Raw genomic sequence first — 14,968 nt, 5'->3', positions numbered from 1 at the left:
GCAGTGCAGAGACGGTCAGTGTCAGCCAGCGAAACATTTGAGACCTCTATGTCTCCGCGACACTGGCGTTCTCGGCACGATCTGGGCGGGCGATGCTCCAGAAAATTACTGCGACGAACAGGCTGACCAAACCGGGCGCCAGCAACCGGATCGGCTCGTGGAAAAAAGCATCACTCAGCTCTTTGCAGACAATGCCCGCTTCAAGATGGTTTTGTATGGCGAACGAGAACCAAGTCGTGGCTATGCCGATACATCTGAGAATGACGCCCGTACAAAATCCGCTGACAGCATAATGCACTGCCCGTCTGTACCTTCGCGTGCTCAGGATCAGATGAACGGGAAGACCAACCACGAGCATGGCGATGTACGCCATCGGCACTGTGACCGCCAAAGAGGTTGCGACGACCTCTGTCGTCGACATTTCCGCCAAAATTGGGTCTGCAGGTGCCCTGATAACCGAGTAGCCTGTGAAACATAATGGCGCCCAAAGCGGGGCGACAAGGAAGGCTATCCATAGGCTTCGTTTCATTTTCTGTCGCTCATCGTAAAGCTCGACGTTGAGCCGACCTTCGTGAAATAGATTTCGGCATTGGGTAACCGCCAATAGGCGGTATTGACGATTTCGTTATGATCCTCGTCCTGGGGTGGGCCAAGGACGGCTTTCATGTCTGCGAGCAGGGTATCTTTGTTGGTGGGGCTATAATTGCATGCTTTGCCTGGATTAACGCCTTTGGCGATCCAGAAACTTAAGCTGCTTCCTGCGGTTTCGTCGCGCCATCCGACGACCTCGACGGTGACCTTGTTATAGGTCTCATAAGACGACTTCCAATTCTTATCTTCTGGCATCCGAGGCCAGCCAAGCAGATCTCCCATTTGCGTTGCCTCTTGGACAGTGGCTGATCGGCAGACATCGAGGGCCTGCGCGACGGTCACCTCATTCGCTCGGGCTTCGAGCGTTGCAATCAGATTGATCATGACGGCGACGGTCAGCCAGGACGGGAGGCGATGAGAAATTGCTGCAAACAGTGCCAATGTCGGTCCTCAGTGATGCCGGGGAAACGCAGTCTCTAATCAGCGCTCTCGTCACGGTTAAGCTTTTGGTGCAGCGTCACAGCTTGCGGGCTCCGCAGGGCAGGATCCTCGCCGTTTTCGACGGCCAGCACCATGCGGATGCGCTCCTCCTCGGCCATGCGCCGCGCGTCTTCGTACCCGTATTTGGCGACATTGAACGAGCGCGTGAACTGCCGTCGACGCCGCTTTCCTTCAGGGACCGGCGTGTTGTCATCAACGGCGATCTCGATACGGGCCATCCAGATGTCGGATTTATGCGCTCCGGCGCGTTCGATGTAGTAGACGCCCGGTACACTGCTGCCTTCGGACCTGTTCTTGCGCACCAGCATGCGCATATCCTTGTTGGTCAAGGGCGGCACAACCCGGAGAACAGCATCGCGATAGGCTTTTGCCACCTCTAGCGCCTGTTCCTTGCCGCCGTAGGTTCCATCGCTGAACGTCATCTGGATCGTTTTTCCGCCGCGCGTCAGGTGAACCAGCCAAGCTTGGCGATGTCGATCCGTATCAACCCGAGGGATCGCGTACATTGCCTCTTCGTGGAAGCGGGTTCCTGGAGGAGTTTTTGGTCCTACTCTGGTCATCCTCTATTCTCAAATATTCCGCCAACTAAATTCGAAGCGGGCAGATCATCGACCGGAGGACATTCGACCGCGGTTGACGCTGCGACAGTAGATTAGATTTGCGCCATCGGAAGCAGCGGCCTTATGCAGAAAAGTCATTGTATTCAGCATTACCTGAATGTGATGGCCGTGAAGTCGTCTGTTAGACCGTTCCACGTACCAGTCGCAAAAGCAGTGATTGAATGTCCGGTGCGTGGTTCTTCATCTAATCGCCCGGTAGTGACCCCGATATTTTCGAACAACACTATCCCAACTGATAGACTGGCTCCCCCATTCATTTCCTCTAGTTGTCGAAGGACATCAATCCCGTTCCCTTGGAAAATCTGAACGCCCCTGAGCGTGACATTTTCGAGATCGTAAAAGGCTTCAATTTCTCTCACGCGGTTTTCGCGATATCGAACAATCGGAGCCTTGGTGCCTCGTTGCTCATTGAAACTTCCAGGTCTTAGGCCTCGACTCGATCGGTCGGGTGCGCCTACTATTGCTGAGACCTCCTCCGCTGTCATACCGAAACGGATCGGCCCCATCCTTTCGAAAGGCATCACGTCCCAATTCATCTACGGTTATCCAATAGTCTGACTTTAACAATTAACGGCCATACCTTCTGTCCAGGTTGTCTTTGCCGTTTTCTCCATAGATTCAGAGCGATTTAGCGGACCCCGCATCGGTCCTATACGTTGACTATCAGGGCGTCCCTACGTTCAGTGCTGTAGGATCGTCCCCACAATAATATCCACGTTCGCTCGCGACCTCTCTTCATCAATTTCAGCATCGGAAAATCGGCGCTCTCGAGAGATCTCCAGTGTTCCAGCGAACTGGTTTGAAAACGCTTCGTCAATCGACACGAACTTCACCGACTCCCTCGGCAATTAAACCGCCGTGAGAGGTTGTATCCCCCACACGGGCAATGGCACGACCGTTAATTCGTGCAATACTGGAGCCAGACCTAATCTTATCGACATGCCCGCCACCAGTGCAAATGGCATCATCTCCAACAACGGCGACGGGTACACCATTGATGCGGACAAATCCTTGTCCGGTGGTTACAGGCCCTCCCACATGGCGCGTCGGCCCCGGCTCAACCTTAGGACATGAATGCATGCTACCTATAACAGCTATCGGATTACCCATTTCAAACCTCTCGCGTTGGTTTTCTCACTCTAGATCTATCCAGCGCTGTCTATTGTCTTCACCGAGGATATTTTTCTCAACCAGATCCATTCTGGTGGTCTCGTTAAGGCCCGTCTTCAACAATATTGAATAAAAATACTGTCTGTCTGAAGCGTTCATGGATGATGAAACTAAGTCAAAGCGGTAGAAACGGAACGTATTTCTCGGGCTGTTGATCCGTAAAAGCGAGAGACATTCATGCATTTTCTTAATGTGTCTTTTCCATCGGTCGGGATCCCCCAAAAATCCTTCCTCCTGCAGATACTCGATCATTCTAGGGATGTAATTCCTTTCCAAATATATCAATTCTATTTGCTGCATTTGATCCGCAGATAGCATGTCACAACCTCAGGCGTAGGTTAGCAGCGTGTCAGGATGCGGCAAATCGATCGGCGGCTTTTGATGACCGATAACAGCTATTGCCTGCTCGAATTCGATTTCGCTTTCATATTCACCACGCATTGAACGTATAGCGCTCTCGTCCATCGGTTGATGCATGCTGGCCCACACACTTTTTCCTAAATTCCACACAATTTCCTTGGCATGCTCGTCGAGCTCCGCAGAAACGTCACCCCAAAACCTCGCAAGTTCTCGGCGTTCAGATCCCAGAGTTAGTACCGTGAAAAATTCGATCTCAGATATCATATCTTCATTCGAATAATGTCCGAAGCACCTCTTGTCCCATTCTGTTAGGGGCGCAGTTAGTCGTTGCGTAAGCATATTCTCGACAATCGGATGTCGAGCCATTTGCCAATAGCGGCTTGCGACGTCTTCACCCCAGGATTTAGCGGACACCGAGGTTTTTAAGGCGTTCGCAAGGTCTGGCCAGGTACGCTCCCATGCGTTCAGTTCTGGGAGAACAGAATCGGGATCGCACGGGAATTTCTCTGCCCATTCAACAAAAACGCTCGATTGTCCGACGCCAAGTTTCTTCTGCAGATCATCAATAGCTAGATCCCACAATGATAATGATTTATCAGCGCTGAACCCGGTCCGTTCGATCGCGAGGCGTAACGACGGCCTTAACTGCGTGACATTGAAATCTGTCAGGCCAATTTTTGATATAATTGCATTATCTATGACGTCCATGCTGAGAACGACAACTATTTTTTCCCATATCCAAGACTGTTCTGAGCGTCTCATAATTCGTCTTCCTCATGGCACTGGAATAACGTTTCGTGGTGGAAAGAGCCGGGACCCCTCGGAAATCACTAGGTACGTGATCAGTGCAGCGCCGGTAAGGCCAGTGATCTGCTCCCAACGCTTCATATCGAATAGACCCGGCTCCTCGACGGCATCCATTTTCAGTTGATCGATGGTAGGATTCGGATGGTTGATCCACGCTTTGGCATCGTTTCCAATCGGGGCTTTGTCACCACAATTGTTATCGGAAAAATCCTTCATGACTTTCGCGATTTGATTTTTTAAATTGGTTATAGCCTCGTCGTGCCCGGCCCAGCCAGCCCGGGTCCCGTTCAACTGATCCATAATCCGCTCTGCTAATCCGCGCGTCCCTGTCTCCGCCTTTTTCTGAAAAACCAGTCGGCGAACGATTTTTCGTAGCTCTTCACATACATCTTCGGGAGGGCAGTTCGGACAGAACTTGCTAGAGGCGGCCGCGGCCATTCAAACTATCTCCGCTTCTTTGTTGACAAATCGGCAAAGCGCATCATCGTACTGAAAGAATTCGATACTGTTATCACCGGACGGCACCAGAAAACGAGGCGCAACAGTACCCAATAGTTTAGCCTGATCCTCGTTCAGAACTTTCATAAACGAGGAAAAATACATTGCGTCCGCGATGCGCGCGTACACATGGTGCCTTCCATGACGCCAGTAGTAGAATTTGAATAGGCGGGACCTAATCCGCTCAATCGGATGGTTCGATTCCAACCAGACCATAGCGCTGGCAGAAGCCGCATCTTCTATCAAGAGTTCAAGACGAGGACAGATACCGTCAATCTTCACCAAAAAAGGTGCAACACGCAGATATGATGTTGATGACCAACCGTTGAGCAAACTGACGAATGGACTGTCGAGCGCTTCCAATCGAGCATACAAATTAGGTACGTTTATTGCGTCGATTAGCGCATGTGATTGCTTCTGATCAGTCAGCCTTAAAAACTGTTGGAGCTTACTCACCGAACACAATCCCCCTAGAGGTTTTCATACAACTTTCACTTTTCAATCCGCTTTCAATATCGAGTGAATTCGTGATGATGCGGACTGTTTTTCCTGAGATTATCACTCCCTTATCATTTATCTCTATCATTCCACCCGGAGTTGATATGACTACCTTTTCTTCCGAAACGATTATATTCTTTGCAGAGGTTATTTGGACAACACGCTTGGCGTGTATATCAATGTCTTTATCAGACTGCATTAGACGGTAGACACCGGTTTTTTCCTGATACTCTTTACCAACAAGTGTCTTTTTAGCCTCGCCGACATTTTCGATCGAGATCTGCCCGACATTGGTGACCTTGCTGACGCCGATCTGCTCGGCGCGGGCAATGCCGATGCTGTCGGACTTAAAACTGCTGATGATGGTGTTCATGATGCCAGGCAGCGGGAACAGGCCGGAGGCATCTGAACCAACGCCGGTGCCAGATCCAGCCAGCGCCGTACCAGCATCGGCACGTGGACTCGGCCCGGAGACGACGCCTTCGCGCGCGGAAAGACCGCCAGCGCCGAGAAAGCCCAGAGCAGAGGAGGCGAGTGTGGTGGCAAAGCTGGCAATGCCGGGACCACCACCGCCGGCAATCTGAGCGGCCTGGGCCAAGAGCCCTGCCGTCTGGCCCGACAGCGCCTGCACGCCGGCCATGGCCAGCATCGCCATCGGTCCAGTGCCGCCAACGACGGTGTTCACCGAGCCGCCGATCTCGTGCTTCTGGTTACCAGAGACTTCCACGGCACGGTTGCCACCGATGGAGGCCACTTCATGCCGGTCGATGCGTTTGGTGCGGTCATTGCGCACTCGGGTGGTCTGATCCTTCTGGGCATGGAAGAACATGTTCTCCTTGCCGTTCTCGTCCTCGAAGGTCATCTCATTGAAGCCGCTGCCTTTGTGGGTGTTGGAGCGCAGCACCATCCGGGTCTTGTTGGCGGGAAGATCATAGGGCACGGGGTTCTTCGGATTGGGCACGACGCCAATGACCAGAGGCCGGTCCGGATCGCCATCAACGAACGAGACCATGACCTCCATGCCAATGCGGGGAATGACCTGTGCGCCCCAGGTGCCGCCACCCCAGGCCTGGTTGACGCGTATCCAGCAGGTGTCGGAACCATCCTTCTTCGCCCGCCGATCCCAGGGATACCAGACCTTGATGCGGCCATATTGATCCGTGTGGATCTCTTCACCGGAGGGACCTGCAACGATCGCCACCTGCGCGCCTTCGATGCGCGGGCGCTTGGTGTCGCGATGCGGGGTCAGCGGCACGCGCGATGGAATGGCTTCGAACTCGTTGCGATATTCCTGCTCGTTCTCCGTCGTCTCATAGGAGCGGTCGACCACCCAGTGCGTAATGCTGGTGATCACATGCTCTTCGTATTGATGTTCTGGATGCGGCTCCTCATAGGGCGTGAAGCGCCGGCCGGCGTCGAGAAAGCGGACATTGGACTTGCCCGTGACCCGCTCATGATCGGCCTCCACCGCCTGCATGCGGAAGGTTTCTGCCTGTTCGGCTTCCTTCACATCGCTGATGCGGGCCGGATATTCGTAAAGCTCGCGCTTGGCCGCCCCCGGCATCTGGATCAGCGATGGCGTGACATTGAGTGGCACGGTGCTCGGCGTCTCGAAATTCCAGTCGGCGCCGGCGCGCTGGCCGGGGATGAAGGCAAACTGCCGCATCCATTCATTGATATGGTTGCGATCCGACGATCCCTGCGCTAATCTCACCTTGTCGGCGCCTTCCGCAGAGGCCGAAGGCTGGCTCCAGGCGACCTTGCTGTCGCTGACTTTGATGCGGTGGACGCCCACCTCATGCTCAAACCAGTAGAACAACCCGTCTTCTTCGAACCGGCGCAGCAGGTAATCGAGATCCGTCTCATTCCATTGGACAGAAAATTCGCGTGCAGGCGGCGCTTTGTGCAGCGGCGCATAGGCAGCCGCGGGAAGACCATGTTCCGACAGCAGCGTCTCCAACACCTGCATAGAGGTCATGTTCTGCCAGATGCGGCAGTCGGAGCGGCGCGACAGCAGCCAGAACTGCGGCCGGATGGTCAGCGTATAGGATCGCAGGCCCCGCGTCACCGGCGGCCCCTCGGACAGATTGGTGACCAGCCCATTGAACGGCCGGCGCACGCCACCCTCATCGAACTCGCCCTGGCGGATCTCCAGAGACACATCCACCAGCTTGCCGATCAGCTCCTCGGGCTTGACGAGCTCACGCTTGGCGCGCACAGATATAGTGATCTCGAACAGGCGATTGACGCCCTCGTCAACCGTCATCCGCTCCGGCAGAAGCTGGTCCTCACCCAGGGATGACGACAGTCTCAGAACACGGCTTGCCTGTATGAAGTCGGTCGGCGACAGAATGTCGTCCATGGATGCCCCCATATAACGTCATCGAAAATCGCGTTGAACACCTACTCGGTTAACGCATAAAATATCTCATTTACGCCATCTGTATGTCGATAATAGATCTCTCTCCTAAAAGGTCAAGGTTGATGGCCGCCTGGAGACGATTCTGCTGCTGGAGATGGATTTCGAAAAAATACGCGTGAGTGTGACGTGGTTCGGTGTCGAAACTGCCAGCGAAGAGTGTCGATTTTTTTGTGGCTTGAGCCAGCAATGAGGTCCGAAATCTGCGCATGCGAGATGAGCAAGCGTGGGCTGATCAGGCTGCGGCTGCGCCGGGTTGGTGGTCCTGGTGAAGCGATCAACCGGTAATAGAAATCCGATCTTTACACTCCGGGTTCGCCCATCCTATTGTCGCCCAAAATGATTTGGGGAGTTCGCCCGGGTGGCAAAAGAGAATATTGGTGACCTAAGCTTCACGGCCGAGCTTTTCAAGGCTGCAGACAAACTTCGGGGCAATCTGGAGCCTTCAGAATACAAGCATGTAGCGCTTGGCCTCATCTTCCTGAAATATATCTCAGACGCCTTCGAAGGTCTCCACGCCAAGCTGACGGCGGACAAGCTTGCCGATGCAGAAGACCCGGAAGAGTACCTTGCAGAAAACGTCTTCTGGGTGCCAACGGAGGCGCGGTGGCCTTTTCTGCAGGCCAATGCCAAGCGGCCCGAGATCGGCAAGCTGATCGATGAAGCGATGGAGGCTATCGAGCGCTTCCCGTCGAACGAGGGCTTGAAAGGGGTTCTGCCGAAGAACTACGCCCGCCCGACGCTGAACAAGACCATGCTCGGCGAGTTGATCGACCTTTTTTCTAACATCGGGCTGCACGACAGCAAGGATACGGCCAAGGACTTGCTGGGTCGGGTCTATGAATATTTCCTGTCCGGTTTCGCCGGCTCGGAAGGCAAGCGTGGCGGCGAATTCTTTACACCACGTTCCGTGGTGCGCACCCTCGTCGAGATGCTGCAGCCCTATAAGGGCCGCGTCTATGACCCTTGCTGCGGCTCGGGCGGGATGTTCGTGCAGTCGGAAAAGTTCATCGAGGAGCATGGCGGGCGGCGCAATGACATTGCCGTCTATGGCCAGGAGATCAACCACACCACCTGGCGCCTGGCCAAGATGAACCTCGCCGTGCAGGGTATCGATGCCGATATCCGCTGGAACAACGAGGGCAGTTTCCACCGCGACGAACTGCCGGACCTGAAGGCCGATTTTATCCTTGCCAATCCGCCCTTCAACATTTCCGATTGGGGCGGCGAGCGGTTGGCGGAAGACGCCCGCTGGAAATTTGGCAAGCCGCCGAATGGCAATGCCAATTTCGGCTGGTTGCAGCACATCATCCACCATCTTGCTCCGCGCGGCACGGCTGGCGTGGTGCTGGCCAATGGCTCCATGTCTTCGCAGCAATCAGGTGAGGGCGACATCCGCAAGGCGATGATCGAGGCCGATCAGGTCGATTGCATGGTCGCCCTGCCGGGCCAGCTCTTCTATTCCACCCAGATCCCGGCCTGCCTCTGGATCCTCGCCCGCGACAAGAGCGCCAATGGCCACCGCGACCGGCGCGGCGAAATCCTCTTCATCGATGCTCGCAAGCTCGGCTTCATGGTGGACAGGGTGCGCCGCGAGTTCACGGCAGAGGATGTTGAGAAGATCGCGGGCGCCTATCACCGCTGGCGCTCGAAGCCGGAAACGCGCGCAAAGAACGGCTGGGAGGACTATGCGGACGAGCCGGGATTCTGCAAATCTGCCAGCTTAGAAGAGGTGCGGGGGCATGGCCATGTGCTGACACCGGGGCGCTATGTGGGTGCGGCGGATGTTGAGGATGATGGAGTTTCGTTTGTCGAGAAGTTTCAAGGGTTGAGGGAGACGTTGCAGGAACAATTTGATGAGGGGCAAGCATTAGAGGAACGCATCAGAGCTGTGCTTTTGCAGGTGTCGCAATGAGCTATGAAACGGCGAGGCTTGGCGATTTCGTCACTTTTTCCAATGGACGATCGTCTCCAGAGCGGACTGGGGGTGGCGAGTTCGCCGTGTTTGGTTCGAATGGACCTATAGGCAGATCTGGAGACTGCAACGCTCCGCCTCTTACTACCGTAATTGGACGAGTGGGCACTTATTGCGGCAGCGTGCATTTCTCGAAACATTCCTCATGGGTAACAGATAATGCCATCAAAGCCATAGCAAACCAGCAGGATGAGGGGCGGTTTTGGCACTACGCTCTGCTAATGGCCGATTTGGGCCGGTTGCGAAGCGGCTCAGGTCAACCGCTCATAAACCAACGTTCCTTGAATTCTGTAGAGCTGCCCGTGCCGCCGAGATGCGAGAGGCTGAGAATTGCTGAGGTGCTCGGCTCTCTCGACGACAAGATCGAACTGAACCGGCGGATGAACGAGACGCTGGAGGCGATGGCGCAAGCGATTTTCCGCGACTGGTTCGTGGATTTCGGCCCCACCCGCCGCAAGCTGGAAGGTGCAGCCGATCCCCTCACCATCATGGGCGGCCTCGTGCAGGACGCCGAGCGGGCACAAGCCCTTGCCGATCTGTTCCCGGCTGCGCTTGGGGATGATGGGCTGCCGGAGGGATGGAAAGTCGCACCTATCGGCGATCTAACTGATATCGTCGGTGGAAGCACGCCGAGCACCGCCGACCCAAGCTATTGGAATGGTGGATACCACGCGTGGGCGACGCCCAAAGACCTTTCAAATCTTGATGGGCTAGTGTTGTTTGAAACGGAAAGACGTCTGACTGACGCTGGGCTGAAAAAGATCACCTCCGGATTGTCTCCAGAAGGTACGGTTCTTTTGTCCTCAAGGGCACCGATCGGGTACCTAGCCATCGCTGCGACGAAAGTCGCCGTGAACCAAGGCTTTATTGCGATCAGGCCATCTGTGAAGCTTCCTACATCCTATGCACTGTTCTGGTGCAAAGAAAACATGGACCTTATAAAAGCCAACGCGAATGGCTCGACATTTATGGAAATTAGCAAGCGGAATTTTCGGCCGTTACCAGTAGTCTTGCCAACAGCTCAAATTATGCAGATTTTCGTCGATCTTGTTGACCCCATGTTTAGCAGGATCGAAATGAACCTGCGAAATTCGCGCACTCTATCAGAGACACGCGATCTTTTACTTCCAAAGCTGATGTCGGGGCAGCTTCGGGTTGGTACGAATAATGAGTCGTCGCTGGGGAGTGCGACCTGATGGAGTACTTTCGCGCGCGTTTTCAGGACGATTTGAACGCAGAAGGCGAACCTATATCGATCCGCGACAAGATCTGGTCACGGGATGTCGCGCTTCAGAAATTGGATGATGAGAGCTACGAGCAAGCATTCGTAGATTTCGTTGCTCGAGTTAAAGAGGACGCTAAGGAGCATGCCCGCAGTTTCTTGAGAGAATATGGGTGTCTTGAACGATTTCGTCGTTTAATCAGTCGTGTCCAAAATCAATCTGTGGTGCCTTGGGTTGGCGCTGGGATGTCAATCTCGTCGAATTTTCCGGGGTGGCGAGAGTTCCTGCAGCATCTCCAAGAAGAGGACCCGGCCGCCGCTCCACAGATGGAGGGGCTCCTGGACGGTGGCCTCTATGAAGATGCCGCACAACTTTTGTCTGACCGTCTTGGCTCTAACATTCTGGATGAGAATATCGAGAATGTCTTTGGTGAGCCGAAGCCGAGGATCCAAGGCCCGATTTCGCTTTTGCCGGAAATATTCAAGATCGGTGTGGTCACCACCAATTTTGATTACACCCTGGATCGGGCATACGAACTCGCGAATATGCGGTTCCAGCGGACGTTTGCAGGCAGAGATCTTCGAACTGCTCCAGCAAGAGCTGCGGATGACCGAAACTGCTTGTTCAGAATCCACGGTGAGGCCAATAATTCAGATGGCCGTGTTTTAACCCGTTCGGACTATGACCGCGCCTATGGAAACGAGAGTACGCTTGCCGATGTCCTAAATGGCCTTGTTTCAACCAGAAGCTTGCTTTTCCTCGGGTGCAGTCTGTCGGTTGATCGACCGTTGATGGCTCTGAATGAGCTTAAGAAGCGCGCGAACGTTCAAAATCCACGCCATTACGCATTCGTGCCATTTCCTGCCGAGGGGAGAAGGGTTGAAAGGCGGCGTCAACTCGAAGCGGCCGATATCCACCCGATCTGGTATCCAAATGATGGAGAGCACGACCAACATATCGAAGCTCTTCTGCTCTGCTTGATGGATGGATCGATTGATGACTGATGCCCCTTATTCTCAAGAGGCAACGGCCGTTGGCGGTTCTGGTTTCTCCGAAAGCCTTGTCGAAGACGTCGTTCTCTCTACCTTCCAAGAGTTGGGCTACCTCTATCAGCCCTTGCAGGTCATTTCCCCGGATGGTTCGTCTCCAGCCCGTCTAGCCTATGGCGATGTGCTGCTTTCGGATGTGCTGGCCGCTGCCGTGGAGCGATTGAACCCGATCATTCCCGCAGATGCCCGAGAACAGGCCATCCGCCAACTTTCCATCACCGAGACGCCGTCACTGGTCGAAGAAAACCGCCGCATCCATCGCCTGATCACCGAGGGTGTCGATGTGGAATTCGGCATTGGCGACGGGGAGGTGAAGGGCGACAAGCTGTGGCTGATCGACTTCGAGAAGCCGGAGAACAACGACTTCTGGGTGACCAACCAGTTCACCTTTGCCGAGGGCAAGTACACCCGACGGCCTGATGTTATGGTCTTTGTCAACGGGCTGCCGCTCGGCATCATCGAGTTGAAGAATGCGGCGAGCGAGAACGCCACGATCCATGAAGCCTATAACCAGCTTCAGACCTACAAGGAGCAGATCCCGTCGCTATTTCGAACCAATGCGGTGATGGTGGCGTCTGACGGGATGCTGGCGCGGATCGGCTCGCTGACGGCAGATGAAGAGCGCTTCATGCCCTGGCGGTCGGTCACCGGGGCGGATGGCGATTTCACGCCTCACGGTCCCTACGAAATGGACACGCTGCTGCGCGGTGTGTTCGATAAGGAACGCTTCCTGGCACTGGTCCGCGACTTCACGGTGTTCGGCGATCGTGGTGAAGGGCCGTTCAAGATCATTGCCGGCTACCACCAGTTCCACGGTGCCCGTAAAGCCATCACCAGCGCCATCGATGCGGTCAAGCCCGAGGGTGACCGGAAGATCGGTGTGATCTGGCATACGCAAGGTTCCGGGAAAAGTCTGCTCATGGCCTTCCTGGGCGGACTCATCGTGCGCTCCCGCGCGCTCGAAAACCCGACGCTGATCGTGCTCACCGACCGCAATGATTTGGACGATCAGCTCTTCGGCACGTTCAGCCTGTGCAAGGATCTGATCCGTCAGACACCGGAGCAAGCGGATAGTCGGGACGATCTACAGAGGCTGCTTAAGCGGGCCTCTGGCGGTGTGATCTTCACGACAGTGCAAAAGTTCTCGCCAGAAAGGGGCGAGGAGATTTTTCCGATGCTGACTGAGCGCCGCAACGTCATCGTCATGGCAGACGAAGCACACCGCAGCCAATACGGCTTTGACTCCAAGCTAAACCGGGAGACCGGTAAGCGCCGCTACGGTTATGCCCATTACATCCGTCAGGCACTACCGAACGCTTCCTTCATAGGCTTCACAGGAACGCCAATCGAAGACGAAGATGTAGATACACAACGCATTTTTGGGGAATATATCGATATCTACGACATCAGCCGGGCGGTAGAAGACGGTGCGACGGTGCCGATCTACTACGAGAGCCGTCTAGCCCGGATCGAATTGAACGAGGACGAAAAGCCGAAGATCGACGCCGAGGTCGAGGCCATGCTCGAAGACGAGACACTGACCGAGCAGGAAAAACAGAAGGCGCAATGGGCTACGGTTGAGCGCTTGGTTGGCTCGAAGAAGCGGCTGGCTCAGATTGCCGCCGACCTGGTCGAGCATCTGGAAAAACGTATCGAAGGTCTGCCGGGTAAGGCCATGGCGGTCTGCATGAGCCGCCGCATCTGTGTCGATCTCTACAAGGAGATTATTGCTCTTAGGCCAGACTGGCATTCAGATGACGATGACAAGGGGGCGGTCAAAATCGTCATGACCGGATCGGCCTCCGATCCGCTAGAATGGCAGCCGCACATTGGCAACAAGCGGCGCCGAGACGATCTCGCCAAGCGGGCGCGAAGGGTTGAGGACCCACTGAAGCTGGTGATCGTCCGGGACATGTGGCTAACCGGCTTCGATGCGCCATGCATGCACACGATGTACATAGACAAGCCGATGCGCGGCCATGGGTTGATGCAGGCGATCGCCCGCGTCAACCGTGTCTTCAAGGAGAAGCCAGGCGGCCTTGTGGTCGATTACATCGGCATCGCCACCAATCTAAAAAAGGCGCTCGCGCAGTACTCCCAATCGGATCGCGACAAGACGGGGATTGATGAGGAGGAAGCCGTCGCCCTCCTCCTGGAGAAGTACGAGATCGTCCGGGGCATGTTTACCGGGCATGACTACAGCCTGGGCGTAACAGGCAAGCCGGTCGAGCGGCTGAAGGCGCTGGCAGACGGCATCGACTGGATCTTGAAATGGCAACAGGCGGAAGCCGCCAGGGTCGAAAGCCCGGAGGCCAAGAAACAGGCGCATCGGCGCTACCAAGATGCGGTTCTGGAGTTGAGCAAGGCCTATGCTCTTGCCTCCGCCAGCGATGCGGCAACCGACATCCGTGACGAAGTCGGCTTTTTCCAAGCCGTTCGCGCTGCCCTTGTGAAGACCACGGCCACGGGAAAAATATCCGACAAGGCGAAATCGCTGGCGGTGGAGCAGCTCCTCAATCAGGCCGTGGCCAATGCCGAGATCGTGGACATCCTGAAGGCCGCGGGTCTGCAATCACCCGACATTTCCGTTCTCTCCGATCAGTTCTTGATGGACGTGCAGAAAATGGAGAAGAAGAACCTCGCTTTGGAAGCTCTAAAGAAGCTACTGAACGGGGAGATCAAGAGCCGCTCCAAAACCAACGTGGTCCAATCCAAAACCTTCTCGCGGCGCCTTGAGGAGGCTGTTGCCCGCTATCATGCCAACGCGATTTCCACGGTCGAAATGATCCAGGAATTGATCGCGCTGGCCAAAGAGATGCAGGCGGCGGCCGCACGTGGTGATGAGCTCGGCCTTTCTCCGGAGGAGATCGCCTTCTATGACGCGCTGGCTGGCAATGAGACGGCCGTCGAGGTCATGGGCAGCGAACAGTTGCGTGTGATCGCCCACGAATTGGTCGAGAACATGCGGGGCTCGGTCACCGTTGATTGGCAACACAAGGCAAGTGCCCGCGCTAGGATGCGCATTCTTGTGAAGCGTATCCTTAAAAAATTCGGATATCCGCCAGACCTAGAGCAGGAGGCCGTGCAGATGGTGCTCGCCCAGGCGGAGCTTCTGCTGAAGGAAATAGCGTCCGGCCAAGGGAAGTGATAGGCGGAAATAATTAGCAGGGCGGTAGTGCATGGCCCTGTCCCTTTTCATGGAGGAAGCTTCATATTTTGAAGCTCATTATTGGTGTCGACAAGTAGCCTCCGCGCAT

The 14,968-nt window shown here is 55.2% G+C and carries 12 protein-coding genes; 4 read left to right on the top strand and 8 right to left on the bottom strand.

All coding sequences use genetic code 11. The features are described from left to right. Positions 1-46 precede the first annotated feature (46 nt). The 8 genes from H1Y61_RS17125 to tssI form a co-directional block, all read right to left on the bottom strand. Positions 47-529 carry a hypothetical protein gene (locus tag H1Y61_RS17125; protein ID WP_180573300.1) on the bottom strand — a complete coding sequence of 161 codons (483 nt, stop codon included), beginning with the start codon at positions 527-529 and terminating at the stop codon, positions 47-49. Next, a complete protein-coding gene (locus H1Y61_RS17120) occupies positions 526-1,032 on the bottom strand; it encodes a hypothetical protein (RefSeq protein ID WP_180573299.1) in 507 nt (168 codons plus the stop codon). Before H1Y61_RS17120 ends, H1Y61_RS17125 begins: the two co-directional genes overlap by 4 nt. 35 nt (positions 1,033-1,067) lie before the next feature. Beyond that, on the bottom strand, positions 1,068-1,598 hold the full coding sequence (locus H1Y61_RS17115; RefSeq protein ID WP_235680782.1) for an AP2/ERF family transcription factor: 531 nt from the start codon (positions 1,596-1,598) through the stop codon (positions 1,068-1,070). A gap of 927 nt (positions 1,599-2,525) precedes the next feature. After that, positions 2,526-2,792: a PAAR domain-containing protein gene (locus tag H1Y61_RS17110; protein WP_322790784.1), complete on the bottom strand. Its 267-nt coding sequence runs from the start codon at positions 2,790-2,792 to the stop codon at positions 2,526-2,528. A gap of 417 nt (positions 2,793-3,209) precedes the next feature. Beyond that, entirely contained in the window at positions 3,210-4,004 is a 795-nt protein-coding gene (locus H1Y61_RS17105; protein ID WP_180573296.1) for a hypothetical protein, read from the bottom strand. Between the two features lie 12 nt (positions 4,005-4,016). Then, entirely contained in the window at positions 4,017-4,487 is a 471-nt protein-coding gene (locus tag H1Y61_RS17100; RefSeq protein WP_180572326.1) for a hypothetical protein, read from the bottom strand. Continuing rightward, positions 4,488-5,003, bottom strand: coding sequence for a DUF4123 domain-containing protein (locus H1Y61_RS17095; RefSeq protein WP_180573295.1), 516 nt, complete (start codon positions 5,001-5,003; stop codon positions 4,488-4,490). After that, entirely contained in the window at positions 4,996-7,407 is a 2,412-nt protein-coding gene (gene tssI / locus H1Y61_RS17090; RefSeq protein WP_180573294.1) for a type VI secretion system tip protein TssI/VgrG, read from the bottom strand. Before tssI ends, H1Y61_RS17095 begins: the two co-directional genes overlap by 8 nt. 418 nt (positions 7,408-7,825) lie before the next feature. Here tssI and H1Y61_RS17085 point away from each other — a divergent pair, with 418 nt between their 5' ends. The 4 genes from H1Y61_RS17085 to H1Y61_RS17070 are packed head-to-tail and all read left to right on the top strand — an operon-like array spanning position 7,826 to position 14,859. Then, positions 7,826-9,379, top strand: coding sequence for a class I SAM-dependent DNA methyltransferase (locus H1Y61_RS17085; RefSeq protein ID WP_180573293.1), 1,554 nt, complete (start codon positions 7,826-7,828; stop codon positions 9,377-9,379). Continuing rightward, positions 9,376-10,635, top strand: coding sequence for a restriction endonuclease subunit S (locus H1Y61_RS17080; RefSeq protein WP_197971642.1), 1,260 nt, complete (start codon positions 9,376-9,378; stop codon positions 10,633-10,635). The genes H1Y61_RS17085 and H1Y61_RS17080 overlap by 4 nt, the downstream gene beginning before the upstream one ends. Next, entirely contained in the window at positions 10,635-11,666 is a 1,032-nt protein-coding gene (locus H1Y61_RS17075) for an SIR2 family protein (RefSeq protein WP_180573292.1), read from the top strand. The genes H1Y61_RS17080 and H1Y61_RS17075 overlap by 1 nt, the downstream gene beginning before the upstream one ends. After that, a complete protein-coding gene (locus tag H1Y61_RS17070; protein ID WP_322790779.1) occupies positions 11,647-14,859 on the top strand; it encodes a type I restriction endonuclease subunit R in 3,213 nt (1,070 codons plus the stop codon). The genes H1Y61_RS17075 and H1Y61_RS17070 overlap by 20 nt, the downstream gene beginning before the upstream one ends. The last annotated feature ends 109 nt before the right edge of the window (positions 14,860-14,968 follow it).

This window comes from Agrobacterium vitis, assembly GCF_013426735.1.
Taxonomy (GTDB): Bacteria; Pseudomonadota; Alphaproteobacteria; order Rhizobiales; family Rhizobiaceae; genus Allorhizobium; species Allorhizobium vitis_D.
The sequence above is the reverse complement of the archived record's forward strand: the minus strand, read 5'-3'. Positions and strand labels throughout refer to the sequence as shown.